The sequence below is a fragment of the Paenibacillus sp. FSL H7-0940 genome (assembly GCF_037979415.1).
GTDB classification, from domain to species: domain Bacteria; phylum Bacillota; class Bacilli; order Paenibacillales; family Paenibacillaceae; genus Paenibacillus; species Paenibacillus amylolyticus.
The window spans coordinates 4595992-4611952 of the sequence record NZ_CP150280.1 but is presented as its reverse complement, the minus strand read 5'-3'; the positions used below and the strand labels follow the sequence as shown (position 1 = coordinate 4611952).

Below are 15961 nucleotides of genomic sequence, written 5' to 3'. Positions count from 1 at the left end.
TATAAAGGAGTGAGTGATCTTGAAAGAAACTGCGTTAACGTTGGGTGATGCATTTAATCAGGCAGACTTTATTGTAGGTGGTCATGGCAGTCGCCAAGTGAAGGTACTTCAGAACGTACTGGACCAGATCGATGGCGAGGTGTTCAGTGACCACTACGGCAACGGCCCCCTTATTGAAGAATTTCAGCAACAGATGGCTGACGTTCTTGGCAAGGAATCGGCGGTATTTTTTCCAAGTGGAACGATGGCGCAGCAGATAGCATTACGAATCTGGTGTGACCGCAAAGGTGTAAAACGAGTAGCTTACCACCCTCTGTGTCATCTGGAAATCCATGAGGAAGACGGACTGAAAGAGTTGCATCAGATTGAATCAATTTTACTTGCGGACAAGGATCGTTTGATTCGTTTGGAAGATGTACAAGCGCTTGATCAGGACATTGCCTGTCTGCTGTTGGAACTGCCACAACGTGAGATTGGTGGGCAATTACCGGCGTATGAAGAACTGGAAGCGATCTCGGCCTATTGCCGTGAAAGCGGGATTAAGCTACATCTGGACGGGGCACGCCTGTTTGAGATCACTCCTTATTATGAGAAAACGCCTGCGGAGATTTGCAGTTTGTTTGATACGGTGTATGTTTCCTTTTACAAAGGCATTGGAGGTATTGCGGGGGCTATATTGGCGGGTGATCCGGATGTGATGCAAGAATCAAAAGTATGGAAACGTCGGCACGGCGGAGATCTGATCGGCCTATATCCGTATATTCTGAGTTCTCAGTATTATTTCAATGAACGGATTGGCAAAATGGAACTGTATTACGAGCAGGCTCAAGAACTCGCCTTACTACTGAATGCGTGTCACGGGATACAAACGTTGCCCGAGGTACCGGTATCCAATATGTTCCATGTACACTTTGCGCTCGCTGCGGCCGAAGTTGAACCAATTCTTGTGCAAATGGCTCAGCAGTATGGCATAGGAATGACTTCATATCTGAACAAAACAAGTGGAAACAGCTGTGCCTTTGAACTGTCTACGGGTGATCGTTATGAGAAAGTTCCTCAGGACAAGCTGCGTGCAGCACTGGAATGGCTGGATCAAGAGTTGCGTAAACAGGTGAGATAAGAAGTTGATTTTAATGTTCGACTCTTGTTTGGGTAAGGTGTTGCGCTTCAAGGAGAACTATTGAATTCACAACGGCTGATCAGTGGAGAAAGGTATCTTAAGGGGGAGTTCAAGTGACGTCAATAGAATTGAAACCGATTCGTGATCTTTTGGTGAAGGCCTACGATACAACAATGGGAGATGGGTGTACTCCTGAAACACAACAGAGCATTGAGGATTTTGAGCAAAAGTATAATGTGAAACTGCCCGCAGCGTATCGCGCACTTTTGCTTGAATTCGGTGCATGTAATTTCGGCGACCCTGCCTTGTACTCGGTGAAAGAACTGAGCTGGGCTTATCCGGATTTTTTGGAAGTATACCGTGAATATGAGAAAGAATACGAGCTGCCAGCTGACCTCCAGCCTTTCCCGATTGGTGGATTTGGTGAAGGAAGTACGGCTATACTGGATCAAAATTCAGGCAAGGTGCTGATGTTGATCCACGATGCAGGGGAAACTCCTCTGCGGGAAATTGCTGTGGACTTTAATGAATTGATGACGATGCTGGCTGAGTCGGCAATCTGGGTTCAGGAACAAATGAATTAACAAGGTAGACGGAAGGATGCGCAATCGGCTTATGGATATTCGGAAGTTAAGATACTTTATCACCGTGGCAGAAGAACTTCATTTTCACCGTGCAGCGGAAAAATTAAATATGACGCAACCACCGCTGAGCCAGCAGATTCAGAATTTAGAGGATGAGCTTGGTGTGAAGTTGTTGGAGCGCACCAGAAAAATGGTTCGTCTCACCCCGGCAGGTGCGGTATTTCTGGAACAGGCCAGGCTAATCATGGCCCAGCTCGAACGATCCATTCAGCTTACGCAAAAAGCAGATCAGGGCATCATCGGGCATATAACCATAGCCTTTGTGGATTCGGCTTCGGGGAGCATTATGGTGGATGTTCTTAGGAAATTTCGCGCAGCGTATCCTCAGATTGAATTGACGCTGCGTGAGATGACTTCATCCCAACAATTGCAGGCACTGGAAGACGGACAGATCCATATTGGATTTTTGCGATATCAGGAAGATACTCGTCATGTCTCGTTCCGCCCCTGCCAGATGGAAACGTTGATTGCTGTATTGCCAGATCATCACCCGAAGGCTTCTCAGACTCAAGTTTCAATTCGAGAACTGGCGGATGAAGATTTTATTTTATTCCCAAGGCATCTGGGTTCCCCGTTCCATCGTCTCGTTTTGGATTATTGCAGGGAGCATGGCGTAGATCCTCGAATTACGCAGGAAGCGATCCAGATGTATACGATTGTGAATCTCGTTGCGGCGGGCATGGGCATTTCCATTGTTCCGTCATCGGTGGATGTGTTCCAGCGTAAGGGTGTGGTCTTTCTCCCATTACAAGAAAATCCGCCATCCGTACCGTTGTATACGGCATGGCGGACGGATATGAATCAGGAAGTGATATCCCGATTTATGAACTTTGTTAATGAATGTGTTTAACCCGTCTTGGTTGGATCACGCTCAATCCATGGATTCAATATTTCATCAATACGAGTCATGATCGCAGGGTCCAGTTTCACACCAGAAGCTTTTACATTTTCAAGTACCTGCTCTGGCCGGGATGCACCGATAATGACGGAACTGACATACGTATGCTGAAGAACCCACGCCACAGCGAGTTGGGGGAGAGTTAGACCAATCTCTTTAGCGAGTGGAACAAGCTGTTGCACAGCGGTAAGAACATCTTCACGTAACCACTGTCCAGCCAGTTTATTGAAAAAGGGTGCTCCTGCCTCAGCAGCTGCGCGAGATCCGGTGGGCAATGCTGCGTTAGGCGCATATTTGCCTGATAGTATACCCTGAGCAAGAGGAGACCATGTAATCTGTCCAAGTCCTGCTTGGTCGCTTGCAGGCACCACTTCTTGCTCAATCACACGCCATAACATCGAATATTGCGGCTGACTTGCAATGAAGGGTATATGAAGTTCCTTCGCCAAAGCGGCTCCTCGTGCAATCTGATCCGCGTTCCATTCACTTACGCCAATGTAATGAACTTTGCCCTGACGCACCAGATCGGAGAATGCCAGAAAAGTCTCTTCCAGCGGAGTATTGTAGTCATAACGGTGAGCGTAATAGACATCGATATAATCCGTCTGTAGCCGCCGCAATGAACCATTGCAGGCTTCCATGATGTGTTTACGTGAAAGTCCGCGGTCATTATGACCTGTGCCGGTTGGGTGACAGACTTTGGTGCATAGTTCAATACTTTCTCTTCGTATTTCCTTAAGAGCCTGTCCCAGTACGGACTCTGCCTTGGTATTGGAGTACACATCTGCGGTATCAAATGTGGTAATACCTGCATCCAATGCGGTTCGCACACAAGCTTCTGCTATTCCATCCTCGACTTGCGCTCCATGCGTAATCCAGTTGCCGAGTGAAATCTCACTGACGGTTAATCCACTGTTTCCTAATTTGCGATATTCCATTCATGTCGCCTCCCTAAGTCATCTGGACTCCATTGTAACAATGGCAGATTAATAGGTGAAATATCTTTTAACCTCATCTTTGATACGAAAAAAGTATCAGTGAATCTACATTTTCTCCTGGAGGTATTTGCGATAGAGAGCAGGCGTAATTTCCTCGAACTTTTTGAATATTTTGATAAAATATCCCGATTCATTAAATCCCAGCTCATCACTGATCTGTGAGACAGGCATGTCAGTGACCTCCAGCAATTGCTTGGCCCACTTTATCTTGAGTTTTGCTAGGTAGGTGGTAAAGTTCTCACCCGTTTCCTTGGCAAACAGTCTGCTGAAATAACTCGGACTCAGGTGGCATAGATCGGCCATTTGTTTGAGTGAAACTTGTTCACTCTTGTGACTGTGAATGTATTCAAAAGCAGGCTGGAGCACCGGGCTGGAGCTTTCCGTGTCACTTGGGCTATTTTTGAGATAAGCATCCGCTATCGCATTAGTCATCTCTTTTTTGATCGACTCGATATTACGAATGGAGTAACCCGGCAGAATGGTGGAGAGGTTTAGAGTCTCCTGATTGCCTGAAGCTTTCTCGAACATTTCAACTAACAGATTTTTGTTTAGCGCTTCTTCCACAATGTAGTTGCAGAGCAGGGATAACATGTTAGAGATTTTCACAATCTCTTCATAGGTCATCACAGGTAGCTGGGCGTAATCATCCTTTAATTCCTCCAGCTTGGCTGCATGCATGGGTACGTTTTTGGACGTGACAATTTGCTCCAAGTCGCTACCCTTTTCCGGATCGGCGAGTTTCACTTGTCCTGCCATGACGGCGCCGATATATTTGCCATCAATTGTGATTGGAATCGCGATATCAATAATATTGAAATGGCATAAATACACATAAGGTTCATTCAACCGGACGGCTTCCAGACCACCGCGTGAATCACATTTTTGACAGTAGGGGAGAAGCTCAGGGTCTTTACGGACATTCTGGCAGAAAGCCTGACAGCTGCTGTGACTGGTTACGGGAATGCCTTTATAATCAACGGTGAGGATCGCCAGTTTGGTTACTGTTGCGAGAGAATCTTGTAGACGCTTCCATTTATTAAGGTCCAGAATTTTATTGATATGCAGATATTCTTTGATCATTGGTGCAACCTCCATAGGCTAACCAGATTCATAATTTAGGCCGTTAAAAGTTAGCAAGTTGTACATATTAAGATGTAATGATGACGGGTAATGTATAATAGGAGGTCAAAATTCAACCATCTCATGACAATAAGATACCATGATTGTGCCAAAAAGCAAAAAATTACGATTGTAAATTATAATAATTTGTTATCAAAGTCCACTGTAAACCTGTTGCTCATGCGTTATATTAAGGTCAATTGTAAGAAATTAAAATTTGATGTAATCACTAAACCAATTCATATCATTAGGAGGCATATAATATTATGAGAAAAGCATTTATCAGCCCAACCAAATATGTACAAGGCGAAGACGAGTTGTTGAACCTGGGGTACTTTGTTAAATCCTTCGGAGAATCTGCTTTGCTGATTGCACATCCGGATGATGTACAGCGTGTCAAAGCAAAGCTGGATGCAACAGCCGAGAAATTTAATATTACGTTTGTTGAAAGCGGTTTTAAAGGGGAATGTTCCCGTGAGGAAGTTGCTCGTCTGCAAGCGATCGCGAAGGAAAAAGGATGTGACTCTACCATCGGTCTTGGTGGCGGTAAAGCCATTGATGCGGCCAAATGTGTAGCAGAAGGCGAAGCACTGATCATCTGCCCAACGATTGCGGCAACAGACGCACCGACAAGTCACTCGGCTGTATTGTACACACCGGATGGTTCTTTTGATGACTATGCTTACTTCAAACAAAGCCCAAGTGTGGTTCTCGTTGATACAACCGTAATTGCCAATGCACCAACACGTTTCCTCGTATCCGGTATGGGAGATGCGCTCTCTACATACTTCGAAGCAAGAGCAACAGCGAAATCTTATTCCCGTGTAAACGCAAGTCTGCCAATGGGTTCCCGCGAAGGATACACACCCTCTGCAGTAGGTACCAATGCGGCACTTGCACTGGCAAAATTGTGTTATGAAATGCTGCTGACTGATGGTGCAAAAGCGAAAGTAGCAAGTGACAGCAACGTTGTGACACAAGCGCTGGAAAATATCGTTGAGACCAACATTCTGTTATCTGGTCTTGGATTCGAAAGTGGCGGACTGGCCGCAGCACATGCAATTCACAACGGTTTGACTGTTCTGGAAGGCACACATCATTTCTTCCACGGTGAAAAAGTATCCTTCGGTACAATCGCACAGCTCGTCCTTGAAAATGCACCAACCGAAGAGCTGCATGAAGTCATGGACTTCTGTCTTGAAGTGGGACTGCCGATCAGCTTGGCGGATATCGGTGTAGATACGATTAGTCAGGAAGAACTGTTGAAAGTGGCAGAGATCGCTTGTATTCCGGAAGAATCCATTCACGCCATGCCGTTCCCAATCACCGTTCCTGAAGTAGCTGCTGCCATTGCAGCGGCTGACCGCATGGGCCGTGAGTACAAAGCAGCTCGCCGGGAGGTAAAATAATGAAGAAAATTATTAACCAGGCCGAACATGTTGTTATGGAAATGTGCAACGGGATTGCGCTTGCACACCCGGAGCTTGAATTTCTGAAAAAATATAAAGTCATTAAACGCAGAGAGATTCAGGCTGATAAAGTCAGTCTGATCAGTGGCGGCGGCAGCGGACATGAACCGGCTCACGCTGGTTATGTGGGTAAAGGCATGCTGGATGCAGCGGTGTGTGGAGATGTATTCGCATCTCCTTCCCAAATCCAGGTATATCAAGCGATCAAGGCAACAGCCAGCAACAAGGGTACACTCCTGATCATCAAGAACTACAGCGGCGACATGATGAACTTCAAAAATGCAGCACATCTGGCTGAAGAAGATGGCATCAACGTACAGTATGTGCGTGTTGAGGATGACATCGCTGTACAAGACAGTTTGTATACCGTTGGACGTCGCGGTGTTGCCGGAACTGTACTGGTTCACAAGATTGCCGGAGCAGCAGCCGAAGAAGGCCGCAGTCTGGCAGATGTGAAATCCGTTGCTGAGAAAGCAGCTCAGAACGTGCGCAGTATTGGTTTTGGATTCACATCCTGTACCGTGCCAGCCAAAGGCACGCCTACATTCGAAATTGCTGAAGATGAGATGGAATTCGGCGTAGGGATACATGGTGAGCCAGGGATTCGCCGGGAGAAATTGGTATCAGCGGATGAGTTGGCAGGACGTATGGTCGAAGCATTGCTCGCAGATATGAAGCTGGATAAGGATGCATCCGCTGAGATTGCGGTGCTCGTGAATGGTTTTGGTGCAACGCCACTGCAAGAACTGTATCTGCTCAACAATTCCGTTCAGCGTGAGCTTGCTGGACATGCAGGTCTGAAGGTCGCTACTACGTTTGTAGGCAACTACATGACAAGTATCGATATGGCGGGTGCGTCGGTTACGATCCTGAAACTGGATGATGAACTAAAAACGCTGTTGTTCAAGGAAAGTGATACACCTGCATTTAAAGTATCCGGCCCTCCAGCAGCACAAGTGGCGTATTCCGAAGCGCTGGAAGCTGTTGTGGGTGAAGACGCTCCTGTATCTTACGAAGTGGAGACGGATGCATCAGCTGCGGTAATCAAAGGCAATCAATTTTCACTTGACAATGTCGTCTATCTGATCGATAAAATGGGTGAGATCATCATCAAGAATGAAGTACCATTCTGTGAACTGGATTCCCATGCCGGTGATGGCGATTTCGGTATGAGTGTGGCAAAAGGCTTCCGCCAGTTGAAACGCGAATGGAATCACATCATTAACGAAGATAAAAAAGACATCGGATCATTCCTCGATGCATGTTCCTTGGTCATCATGGAATATTGTGGCGGCGCATCCGGCCCAATCTGGGGTTCGGCATTCCGTGCGGCTGGCAAAGCAGTAGGGGACAAACAGCAATTAAACGTTGCTGAATTCGCCGAGATGATCCATGCAGCGGTGCAAGGGATTCAGTCTACAGGAGAACGTTCCTTCGGACGTGGTGCCGTTGTAGGTGATAAAACCTTGATTGATGCACTCGTTCCGTGTGCCGATTCCTGGACTCAAAGTGCGGAGTCTGGCGATGACTTCAAAACAGCATTTGCCAAAGGTGCAGCAGCAGCCGTTGAAGGTGCGAAGAAAACGGAAGACATCGTGGCACGTATGGGACGTGCAGGTGCCGTCGGTGATCGTAGTCTGGGCTACCCGGATGCTGGTGCGTATGCGCTGGGTGTTATTTTCACAGAATTATCTGAGTCGATGAAATAAGAATGGTCACGGGTTTGCCCAGCGTCATTCATCAGACAGGTATAGAGATTGAGTCAGCAAATGTTAAGCTACTATGCAGCAAGTGACACAGGTAATGGCGCCGGACGTCCGGCGCCGTTATGTGTGCCTTTTTTAGGCCATACTAAGTCAATTTTTACATGTTATCATTTACATCTAATTTGAATAGCTCTTTGGACGTATCTACAATGCACTATTATTCATTCATTTATCTAGTATTTTATATTTATTAAGGGGACCTTTATGAGAACAGTCACATCATTCTTAAAAAAACCGCAGGGGTTGTTGGTTTTATCACTCGTTTTGGTCATTTTTGGAAGCTTGTTTGCTGGAATGTTCAACTCTTCCTTTTATTCCGTTAAGGTCAAAGAGATCAAATTCCAAGCCGATCATGGCACGCTATCGGGTCTGCTCTACATGCCTAAAGGGGCAGGTGCGGATGATAAACGTCCGGTCATTATTACAACACATGGATATCTGAATACGAAAGAAATGCAGGATGCACCTGCTATTGAGATGTCCCGACGCGGCTATATTGTGCTTGCACTGGACATGTATGACCACGGGGATTCCCGCTGGAGTGCAGATATTCCGGTAAAGGATCTGTTCGGAACGTTCTGGATATACTCGCAGTTTGATGCAGCCAAATATATTTATGAGCAGGACTTCACCAAGAAAGATGAGAAAGGCAATGCCTACGTGGCAGTCAGCGGTCACTCCATGGGTGGGTTCTCAACGCTGTTGTCAATGTACATGGACGAGATGAGTTCCCTTCAAACAGGATACCGTATGATCTACACAGGCATCTCAGCAGGTGCGGATTACTCTTACGCTGCGGCGGTTGCGCCACAGGATCAGCTTCAGGCTGCATTTGGCAGTCGGACGGTGGGCATGGTCGCGGGGAAATATGACGAGTTTTTCTTCAACAAATCGGATGAAGAGAAAACAGCCGCAGAGAAAGAAGTACAAGGTACGGTGACTCGCAAGGATTTTGCAGCAACGGCTTCGGGTAAAGCCTTCCTTGGCCTTGCTCCTGATGCGCCAAGAGGCACGACCGATACATTTACCAAAGTACCATCCGGCGATCTGACCGTAGACGGAAAAGTGGTACGTCCTTCCCAAACGGGTGAGCATATTCTGTTTACGCCTAATCAGACTCACCCATGGAACCATTTCTCGCGTACAACAACTGGGCATCTAATCGACTTCTATGCACATGCATTTAATGGTGTGACGTCGCCTAATCAGACCAATGTGAATCTGGATTCGGGCAATCAGATCTGGTGGGCGAAAGAGGCATTTAACTTTGTCGCTCTGATTGGATTCTTCTTGATGATTGTGCCGCTGATTACGTTGTTGATCAGACTGCCGTTCTTGCGCAAAACGGTAACGGGAGAGATTGCAACGGTGTCCGCAGCAGTCAGTGGGAAACAAAAGTCAATCTATTGGCTTGCTATCGCATTCAGCACCCTGATTCCAGCGGTCTTATTCCCAACCTTGATGGATAAAGAAGCAAATGGATTGAATGTGCTTCGCATCATCGCTCTTATTGTACTTGCCGTGAGTGTGCTTGGAGCCATTATCGGGTTCGTGATGGCTGGAAGCAAGAAGAACGACTATACATCAAGCCGCCGGATGAAAAATATTGCGGTAGGCAGCGTAATTCTGGCTATCGTATCTCTCGTGATGTGGATCATCTTCAACTATGCAGATAAGATTGTGGTTACAAGTTCTTACTTCAATGAACCGACTACGAACCAGATTGTTTACTGGGCGCTGGTGTCGGCGTTAATTATGATTCTGGTGACCTTTGCATTCCACTATTTTTCCAAAAAGGATGCAGGAACCCGCTTCAGCGATTATGGGATCAGCCTGAACCCTGTTACGATCATTGCCAGCTTGGTAACCGCAGTACTCGCAGTAGTCATTGGGTACGCATTGTTATTCGTAGTACAGGCGATCTTCGGAACAGATTTCCGGATCTGGACGTTTGCGGTCCGTACGTTCGAGAGTGAACACTTCATTACCGCATTGCGGTATACACCGTTCTTCCTGATATATTACTTTGTCAGCGCGGTTGCCCTGAATGCCAATACACGTGGTAAACGTGGGGGTATGTTCCTGGCCATGGTACTGAATGTTGGCGGGTTGGTGCTGTGGTTGCTAGTGCAATACGGCAAAGACTTTATGACAGGTGTGGCGTTGTATCCAGGTCAGGCATTGAATGGCATTCTGCTCTTTGCACTGGTGCCTTGTCTCATCATCGCTGCTGTGTATGCACGCAAATTGTTTGAAAAAACGAATAACGTATGGCTCGCCGCATTTGTGAACACATTATTGTTCACCATGGTTACGGTGGCGAATACGGCATTGTTTTGGAATTTAGTTTAATGTAAAAAAAGACATGGAATGCACCTAGGATTACACTTGACCACTCCGATTGCAGACCATACTTGATTTGACACTCAGGAACTACACAGACAGAAAACCTTTCGATCTCTCTTATCCCCGAATTTTAATGATTTTTCCCCTGAAGGTAGAAATCCGGTGATAAGGGAGCACGCTTCGCTTCTTCAGGTCCTTTCTGTCTGCTTCGCTCTTGTGTCTATAATAAGTAATATGTCTGCAATCTCCGTTCCGGTGTAATCATGGGTCAAACCATATCCAACGTTACATTAAACGTGGATATAAGTAAGGGGACCGCTCTGTAGCTTGGCTTACAGAGCGGTCTTTTTGATATGGAGGAGCGATCTTGTGTGCCTTAAATTGGATTCGCAGTTCCAGATAGTGTAATCTGGAGATTATGAAAACCCATTTGAACGAGAAGGGATCGGGATGATTCAATGACGCAAAAAATCTATTATGACTCTGCTTATACAAGAGAGTGGCATACAACGATTACAGGCAGAGTAGACAAGGAAGACGGCGTATATGTCACGCTGGCGGAGACTGCTTTTTACCCGCATGGGGGCGGACAGCCTTGTGATCTGGGACAAATTGGTGGCATCGCTGTTCTGGATGTGAACATTGAAGATGGTGACGTATGGCATAAGCTGGAACGCGCCTCTGAAGAGACTGAGGTACATTGTGAGATTGACTGGGAGCGCAGATTCGATCATATGCAGCAGCATACGGGTCAGCATTTGTTATCGGCAATCACTCTAAAGCTTACTGAAGCGATGACCCTCAGTTTCCATCTTGGTACGGAGTATGACACGATTGATGTGGCTACGGCTGAACTGGGAGCGAATCAATTAACCGCCATTGAACAAGAAGTGAATCGCCAGATCTATCGTAACGCTCGGATCAACACGTCTTGGGTTACAGCAGAAGAGGCTGCACAGTTACCACTGGTGAAGCAACCTACGGTAACGGAAGACATTCGCATCGTCGAGATCGAGGATGTGGAGTATAACGCCTGCGGTGGAACGCATGTGTCGGCGACAGGTGAGATTGGGATCATCAAACTGTTGAAAACTGAAAAAGTGAAGGGCGGTACCCGCATTTATTTCAAATGTGGAACAAGGGCTCTAAATGAATTCACAGCTACACAAAACGTGCTCAATAGCATTATGGTTAAATTAAAGACCAGCAAGGACGAGTTATTGGAGCGCATTGAGAAAATGGAGCTGGAGCAAAAGCAGCTGCAAACTGAGCTGAATGCAGTGAAAACAACGAATGATGCCTATTATGCGGAGGAACTTCTGGCCGCTCGGCAAGGGCTGGTGATTGCTCAGGTCTTTGAAGATAAATCGCTCAAGGATATGCAGAGCCTGGCTACGAAGCTGACGGCAGACCATGAGGGGCTTGTACTCTTTGCCAGTATCTCAGAGGCCAAAGTAGTTCTGGCACAGAACGGACAGCCGCCCGAATGGGCTTGTGGACCTTTCTTTAAAGGCAATCTTGGAGCATACCAAGGCAAAGGTGGCGGCAGTGAAAAGATAGCTCAGGCAGGCTTTGCCAGCAGTGAAGATGCGCTTGCCTTTTACGAATTTACCAAGGACCAGTTGGGACATCACTGATTGCATCTTACGATATAAGACCGACAGCATTTAAATATGGAGTAAGGGACAAGCACGTCACATTGTGGCGTGTTTTCCATTGCCAATAGTTGAAGGAGGTTGGAATATGACAGAACGAATTCCGTGTATACGGGAAGGGTGTGCAAATACCATTTTACCAGCAACAGCGTTGAAAACGGGTGGTTATTGCATGCCTTGCAAGCAAGAGATGGAACGCGAGGAGCGCCAGAGATACATTGAAGCGAATCGACGTGACGTGAACTTGTATGCAGGTATCACAGACCCGGTCGAAATTTTGAAAATCATGCACAAACCCCAGGTTCGCGATCCACTAATTCGTTATACGCCCTATGAACAATCCGAGGAACAGGTATATCTATCCTTGTCTGTAGAGCAACAAGATCAGATGAAGGATTACGCGATGCAACGGATTCGTACAGGTGATGAAGATACGGGCAAAGACATTCTGGTATATCTGGTCTGCTACCATGATATATCGTTGACTGCCGAAATTCCTGAGCTGCTGGAACAGGAGATATATTATCCTGCCATTTTGTATAAAAGTGCCTCGGGTGAGGCTCGTGATCATCTCTTGCAGCAGGTGGATACCGATGATGAGAATCGGAACCACATATTGCTCATGCTGGCCCATATCGGAGATGATGTTGTCGTGCGGCAGTTCCGGCAGTGGAGACAATCTCCTCCATCTTGGGCGAACGAATTATACGTGGCACCTGAGCATTACACCACTGAAGCTGGTTGGGAGCTTACAAAAGACGGGCAGCGCAGGGAATTATTCATCACCCCAAGTTATTCACTCTATAAAGTAAAAGAGAATGAAGGACCTAACGTGGAGTTAACCGGAAGTTCACTATCGATGCTGAACCCTAGCACCAATTGCTGTCCATGGTGTGGCAATGCGTTAACCACCTTAATTAGTCTGGATGTTAAGCATCCAGCATTGAATGACGTTTCTTGGCATGCTCAGCAACTTCAGATACGGACTTGCGTGATATGCAGCAGTTACGGTGTGGTTTACATGGAGATGGACGCGGCAGGGGAACCGTTATGGAGTTCACATAATGTCATGCCTATGGGAATGGACGAGATTGACCTGGACGACTATGGTAAACTTGCAGCGGATGTTGGCCAGCAGTTTCGGATTGCGAATGCATCGCGTCATGCATTCCATGCCAGTGAGTGGGCGATGGAGCCATCGCTATCTCAGGTCGGCGGCCATCCGGGATGGATTCAAGATGCGGAGTACCCAACATGTCCACGCTGTTCCACGAGAATGAAGGCTGTCGCACAACTGGACTGGGGCGAGGTTGAGAAATATGGTGAGGGTATGTATTACATGTTCATATGTGAGCCGTGTCAGATGACCGCCGTATCGTACCAGCAATCTTGATGGTGGAAGCTAGTATATAACATTATAAGCAATTATAAGCAGTCATCTTATTATGATATTACACCGCTTTTAAGGTTGGAATGACAGTAGTAGACAGACTATAACCAAGGGGCATCCCGAAGTTCTTGGAACTTCATGGGATGCCCCTTTGCCCTGCGCAGGATGGATGTGAGATATCTTTGCTACAGCCAGTCGTTTATGCTATTTATTTAGCCGCCAGAGTGAGAATGGGTTGTTTTTTCTACGTGCAGAGGCCGCTTGTCGTACTCACACAGTCTAACGAACCTAGCACGTCTTATTGGGCGGTCTTACAGCAGTATAGAATTCTAACGAATCGTAGCCACTTTATTTCTCCCATTGGCAGGGTTTTTCGAAGAAAATCAGAGGTTTGGTCGGTAATAAGACTGCTGAGGTTCGTTAGAATTTCATATGTTTGTAAAACTGCGATATAAGGTGTGTCCGATTCATTTGCGCTTGGCCCAAACCTAAACCTAAACTCACCTCATACATACCACCCGCAGATTACGGCCCACACCATACGTTCCGCACATTACTACCTAAGTTACTACTGCGGAGTATGTGCCTCTTCAATACATCCGTCTACAAGTCTGCAGATGCCTGTTTCAACAAACCAGCTAGCCATTCATAATCCGGCGTATCTTTTTCCTTGAGTTTGATCGTTTTACGCTCTTCTGGGCCTTCAAATATCCCATCGGGTAGATCGAGTCCGGTTGCATTGAAGATGGTGAAAGACATGGCTTGTTTGGATGGCGAGATGACCGCAGCATACTTTCCGTTTTTCAAAAAATGAGGTTTCTTGTACTGCACGCGTTCCTGCACGTCAGGGATGGTATCATGCACCAACTGACGCAGTTGTCCAGCGACTTCTACTTGCCAGGGGATCTGAATCTGTTCAATAAACTCAGTGACTTCTACATTCTTGGTCATGCTTGTTCACCCTCCGTATGGATCTGATTATGTGTTTCCCATTCTGGTCTTAGGATTCCCATCATCAAGCGGTCATAACGCTTACCATCACGATATACAGCAGAGCGTGCCCGACCTTCCAACTGAAAACCAACCTTCTCATAGGAACGGATTGCTTTGGCATTGTAGGCGATGACATCGAGACCAACTCGGTCCAGATTCATCTCATGGAACGCATATCGTAAAATAAGATTCAACGCTTCCGTGCCATATCCCTTGTTGCGATGTTTGGCAAGTCCGATACCAATAGCAAGCTGTCCGCAGCGGTTATTCCATTCAATACTGTGAATGACGACAAAACCAATCAGCGTATCCTCTTCATGCGTGCGAAGTCTGAAGTAAACTTCCTTGTTCTTCGTTTCGCCCTCATCCTCCAACTGTTTCTCCGAATAGGGAATGGCCAGATCAGTATCCACATTCCGAAGGTACTCCGGGTCTTCGTTCCATTGCAGCATGGTCTGCACGTCTTCAGGACGTGGGGGCGTCATCTTTAATCGTTTGCTATAAAACAGGTTGTCCGTAGTTAGTGTCATAGGGGTCTCCTTTAAAATAGGTTAAGCTTGCTTCACCTTAGTTTCACGTTTAACTCTATGTATATTTCGCAATAGACCTCGCCCCTTTGGCATCTGATAGCCTCATCATACTGGAAATTATAGGTGAATCACAATAGCGTATTTCTGTGGATGTAAGTAACCTCTTGTCATAAAACCTAACACGGCAGTAAGATAAAATGATGGATATATATTCAGTGACAAGTACACTAAAAATGATGGCAGGAGTGGTACGTTATGGAGATCAAAGTGGATGATTTGAATGGAATACAAGTTAAGGATTTAATTGCAGAGCACTTGCAAGGGATGGCAGGTGATTCCCCTCCAGAGAGTATTCATGCGTTAAACCTGGATGGGCTGAAGAAGCCTGAAATTACATTCTGGTGCGCATGGGAAGCGGGAGACCTGATGGGCTGTGGGGCAATGAAAGAACTGAATCCGGAGCATGCAGAGTTGAAATCGATGCGTACCGCTTCGGCTCATCTGAGAAAAGGCGTAGCGAGAAAAATGTTGGCTCATATTATGGACGTTGCAGTAGAACGTGGTTATAAGCGAATCAGTCTGGAGACAGGTTCAATGGATTCATTTATCCCGGCACGGAAGCTGTATGAAGACTTCGGATTTGAATATTGCGAACCATTCGCAGATTATATATTGGACCCGAACAGCACGTTTATGACCAGAACAATCTAAAGTGATCTACATGACAAACCAGTATTCTGTTTTTACAGGACGCTGGTTTTTTAATTTTGCAACACATCATACATATTGAAATTTGGAAAAAGAGTACAATAAACTCAATGACGCAACATGGACCATGCTATGAAAAGGGTGGAGAGAGTCGTGCATGATATATTGGTGGTTCGCTGATATGAATCCGCTGTTTGCTGTCTTGGTGTTATGTCCCATCATTGCTGTGGTGCTAACCTGGATTGCACACAGATTGCTTCATGCCATTGTGGGGTATAAAACATAGGTTATGTCCATATATGTTTGGGATGAATTGGCCATAAGG

The 15961-nt window shown here is 46.4% G+C and carries 14 protein-coding genes; 10 read left to right on the top strand and 4 right to left on the bottom strand.

Going from position 1 to position 15961, the window contains the following annotated elements; all coding sequences use genetic code 11:
• Positions 1–19: 19 nt before the first annotated feature.
• The 3 genes from MHB71_RS20435 (at position 20) to MHB71_RS20425 (ending at position 2614) form a co-directional block, all read left to right on the top strand.
• Complete coding sequence (locus MHB71_RS20435) at positions 20–1120, top strand: beta-eliminating lyase-related protein (protein ID WP_340027467.1); 1101 nt, start codon at positions 20–22, stop codon at positions 1118–1120.
• A 113-nt stretch (positions 1121–1233) separates the two neighbouring features.
• A complete protein-coding gene (locus tag MHB71_RS20430; RefSeq protein WP_340027466.1) occupies positions 1234–1704 on the top strand; it encodes an SMI1/KNR4 family protein in 471 nt (156 codons plus the stop codon).
• Between the two features lie 16 nt (positions 1705–1720).
• A complete protein-coding gene (locus MHB71_RS20425) occupies positions 1721–2614 on the top strand; it encodes a LysR family transcriptional regulator (RefSeq protein WP_340027465.1) in 894 nt (297 codons plus the stop codon).
• On the opposite strand, the gene MHB71_RS20420 is transcribed toward MHB71_RS20425, so the two are convergent.
• Both MHB71_RS20420 and MHB71_RS20415 read right to left on the bottom strand, forming a co-directional pair.
• Entirely contained in the window at positions 2611–3600 is a 990-nt protein-coding gene (locus MHB71_RS20420) for an aldo/keto reductase family protein (protein ID WP_340027464.1), read from the bottom strand. The two genes, MHB71_RS20425 and MHB71_RS20420, sit on opposite strands and share 4 nt — an antisense overlap.
• Positions 3601–3705: 105 nt before the next feature.
• Positions 3706–4740: a PocR ligand-binding domain-containing protein gene (locus MHB71_RS20415; RefSeq protein ID WP_036606178.1), complete on the bottom strand. Its 1035-nt coding sequence runs from the start codon at positions 4738–4740 to the stop codon at positions 3706–3708.
• Between the two features lie 305 nt (positions 4741–5045).
• Here MHB71_RS20415 and MHB71_RS20410 point away from each other — a divergent pair, with 305 nt between their 5' ends.
• The 5 genes from MHB71_RS20410 (at position 5046) to MHB71_RS20390 (ending at position 13408) form a co-directional block, all read left to right on the top strand.
• A complete protein-coding gene (locus tag MHB71_RS20410; RefSeq protein ID WP_017690500.1) occupies positions 5046–6188 on the top strand; it encodes a glycerol dehydrogenase in 1143 nt (380 codons plus the stop codon).
• Positions 6188–7957: a dihydroxyacetone kinase subunit DhaK gene (gene dhaK / locus MHB71_RS20405; protein WP_338707838.1), complete on the top strand. Its 1770-nt coding sequence runs from the start codon at positions 6188–6190 to the stop codon at positions 7955–7957. The genes MHB71_RS20410 and dhaK overlap by 1 nt, the downstream gene beginning before the upstream one ends.
• Positions 7958–8218: 261 nt before the next feature.
• Positions 8219–10366, top strand: a complete 2148-nt coding sequence (locus tag MHB71_RS20400; protein WP_340027463.1) for a hypothetical protein — start codon at positions 8219–8221, stop codon at positions 10364–10366.
• A 452-nt stretch (positions 10367–10818) separates the two neighbouring features.
• On the top strand, positions 10819–11997 hold the full coding sequence (locus MHB71_RS20395; RefSeq protein ID WP_340027462.1) for an alanyl-tRNA editing protein: 1179 nt from the start codon (positions 10819–10821) through the stop codon (positions 11995–11997).
• A 106-nt stretch (positions 11998–12103) separates the two neighbouring features.
• Positions 12104–13408 carry a DUF1963 domain-containing protein gene (locus MHB71_RS20390; protein WP_340027460.1) on the top strand — a complete coding sequence of 435 codons (1305 nt, stop codon included), beginning with the start codon at positions 12104–12106 and terminating at the stop codon, positions 13406–13408.
• Positions 13409–14008: 600 nt separating this feature from the next.
• Here the strand turns inward: MHB71_RS20390 and MHB71_RS20385 are convergent.
• Together MHB71_RS20385 and MHB71_RS20380 are read right to left on the bottom strand one after the other, a co-directional pair.
• Positions 14009–14356, bottom strand: coding sequence for a DUF1801 domain-containing protein (locus tag MHB71_RS20385; RefSeq protein WP_340027459.1), 348 nt, complete (start codon positions 14354–14356; stop codon positions 14009–14011).
• Complete coding sequence (locus tag MHB71_RS20380) at positions 14353–14928, bottom strand: GNAT family protein (protein ID WP_340027457.1); 576 nt, start codon at positions 14926–14928, stop codon at positions 14353–14355. The genes MHB71_RS20385 and MHB71_RS20380 overlap by 4 nt, the downstream gene beginning before the upstream one ends.
• A 255-nt stretch (positions 14929–15183) precedes the next feature.
• Here MHB71_RS20380 and MHB71_RS20375 point away from each other — a divergent pair, with 255 nt between their 5' ends.
• A complete protein-coding gene (locus MHB71_RS20375) occupies positions 15184–15639 on the top strand; it encodes a GNAT family N-acetyltransferase (RefSeq protein WP_340027456.1) in 456 nt (151 codons plus the stop codon).
• 154 nt (positions 15640–15793) lie between these two features.
• A complete protein-coding gene (locus MHB71_RS20370) occupies positions 15794–15922 on the top strand; it encodes a hypothetical protein (RefSeq protein WP_340027455.1) in 129 nt (42 codons plus the stop codon).
• Positions 15923–15961 lie beyond the last annotated feature (39 nt).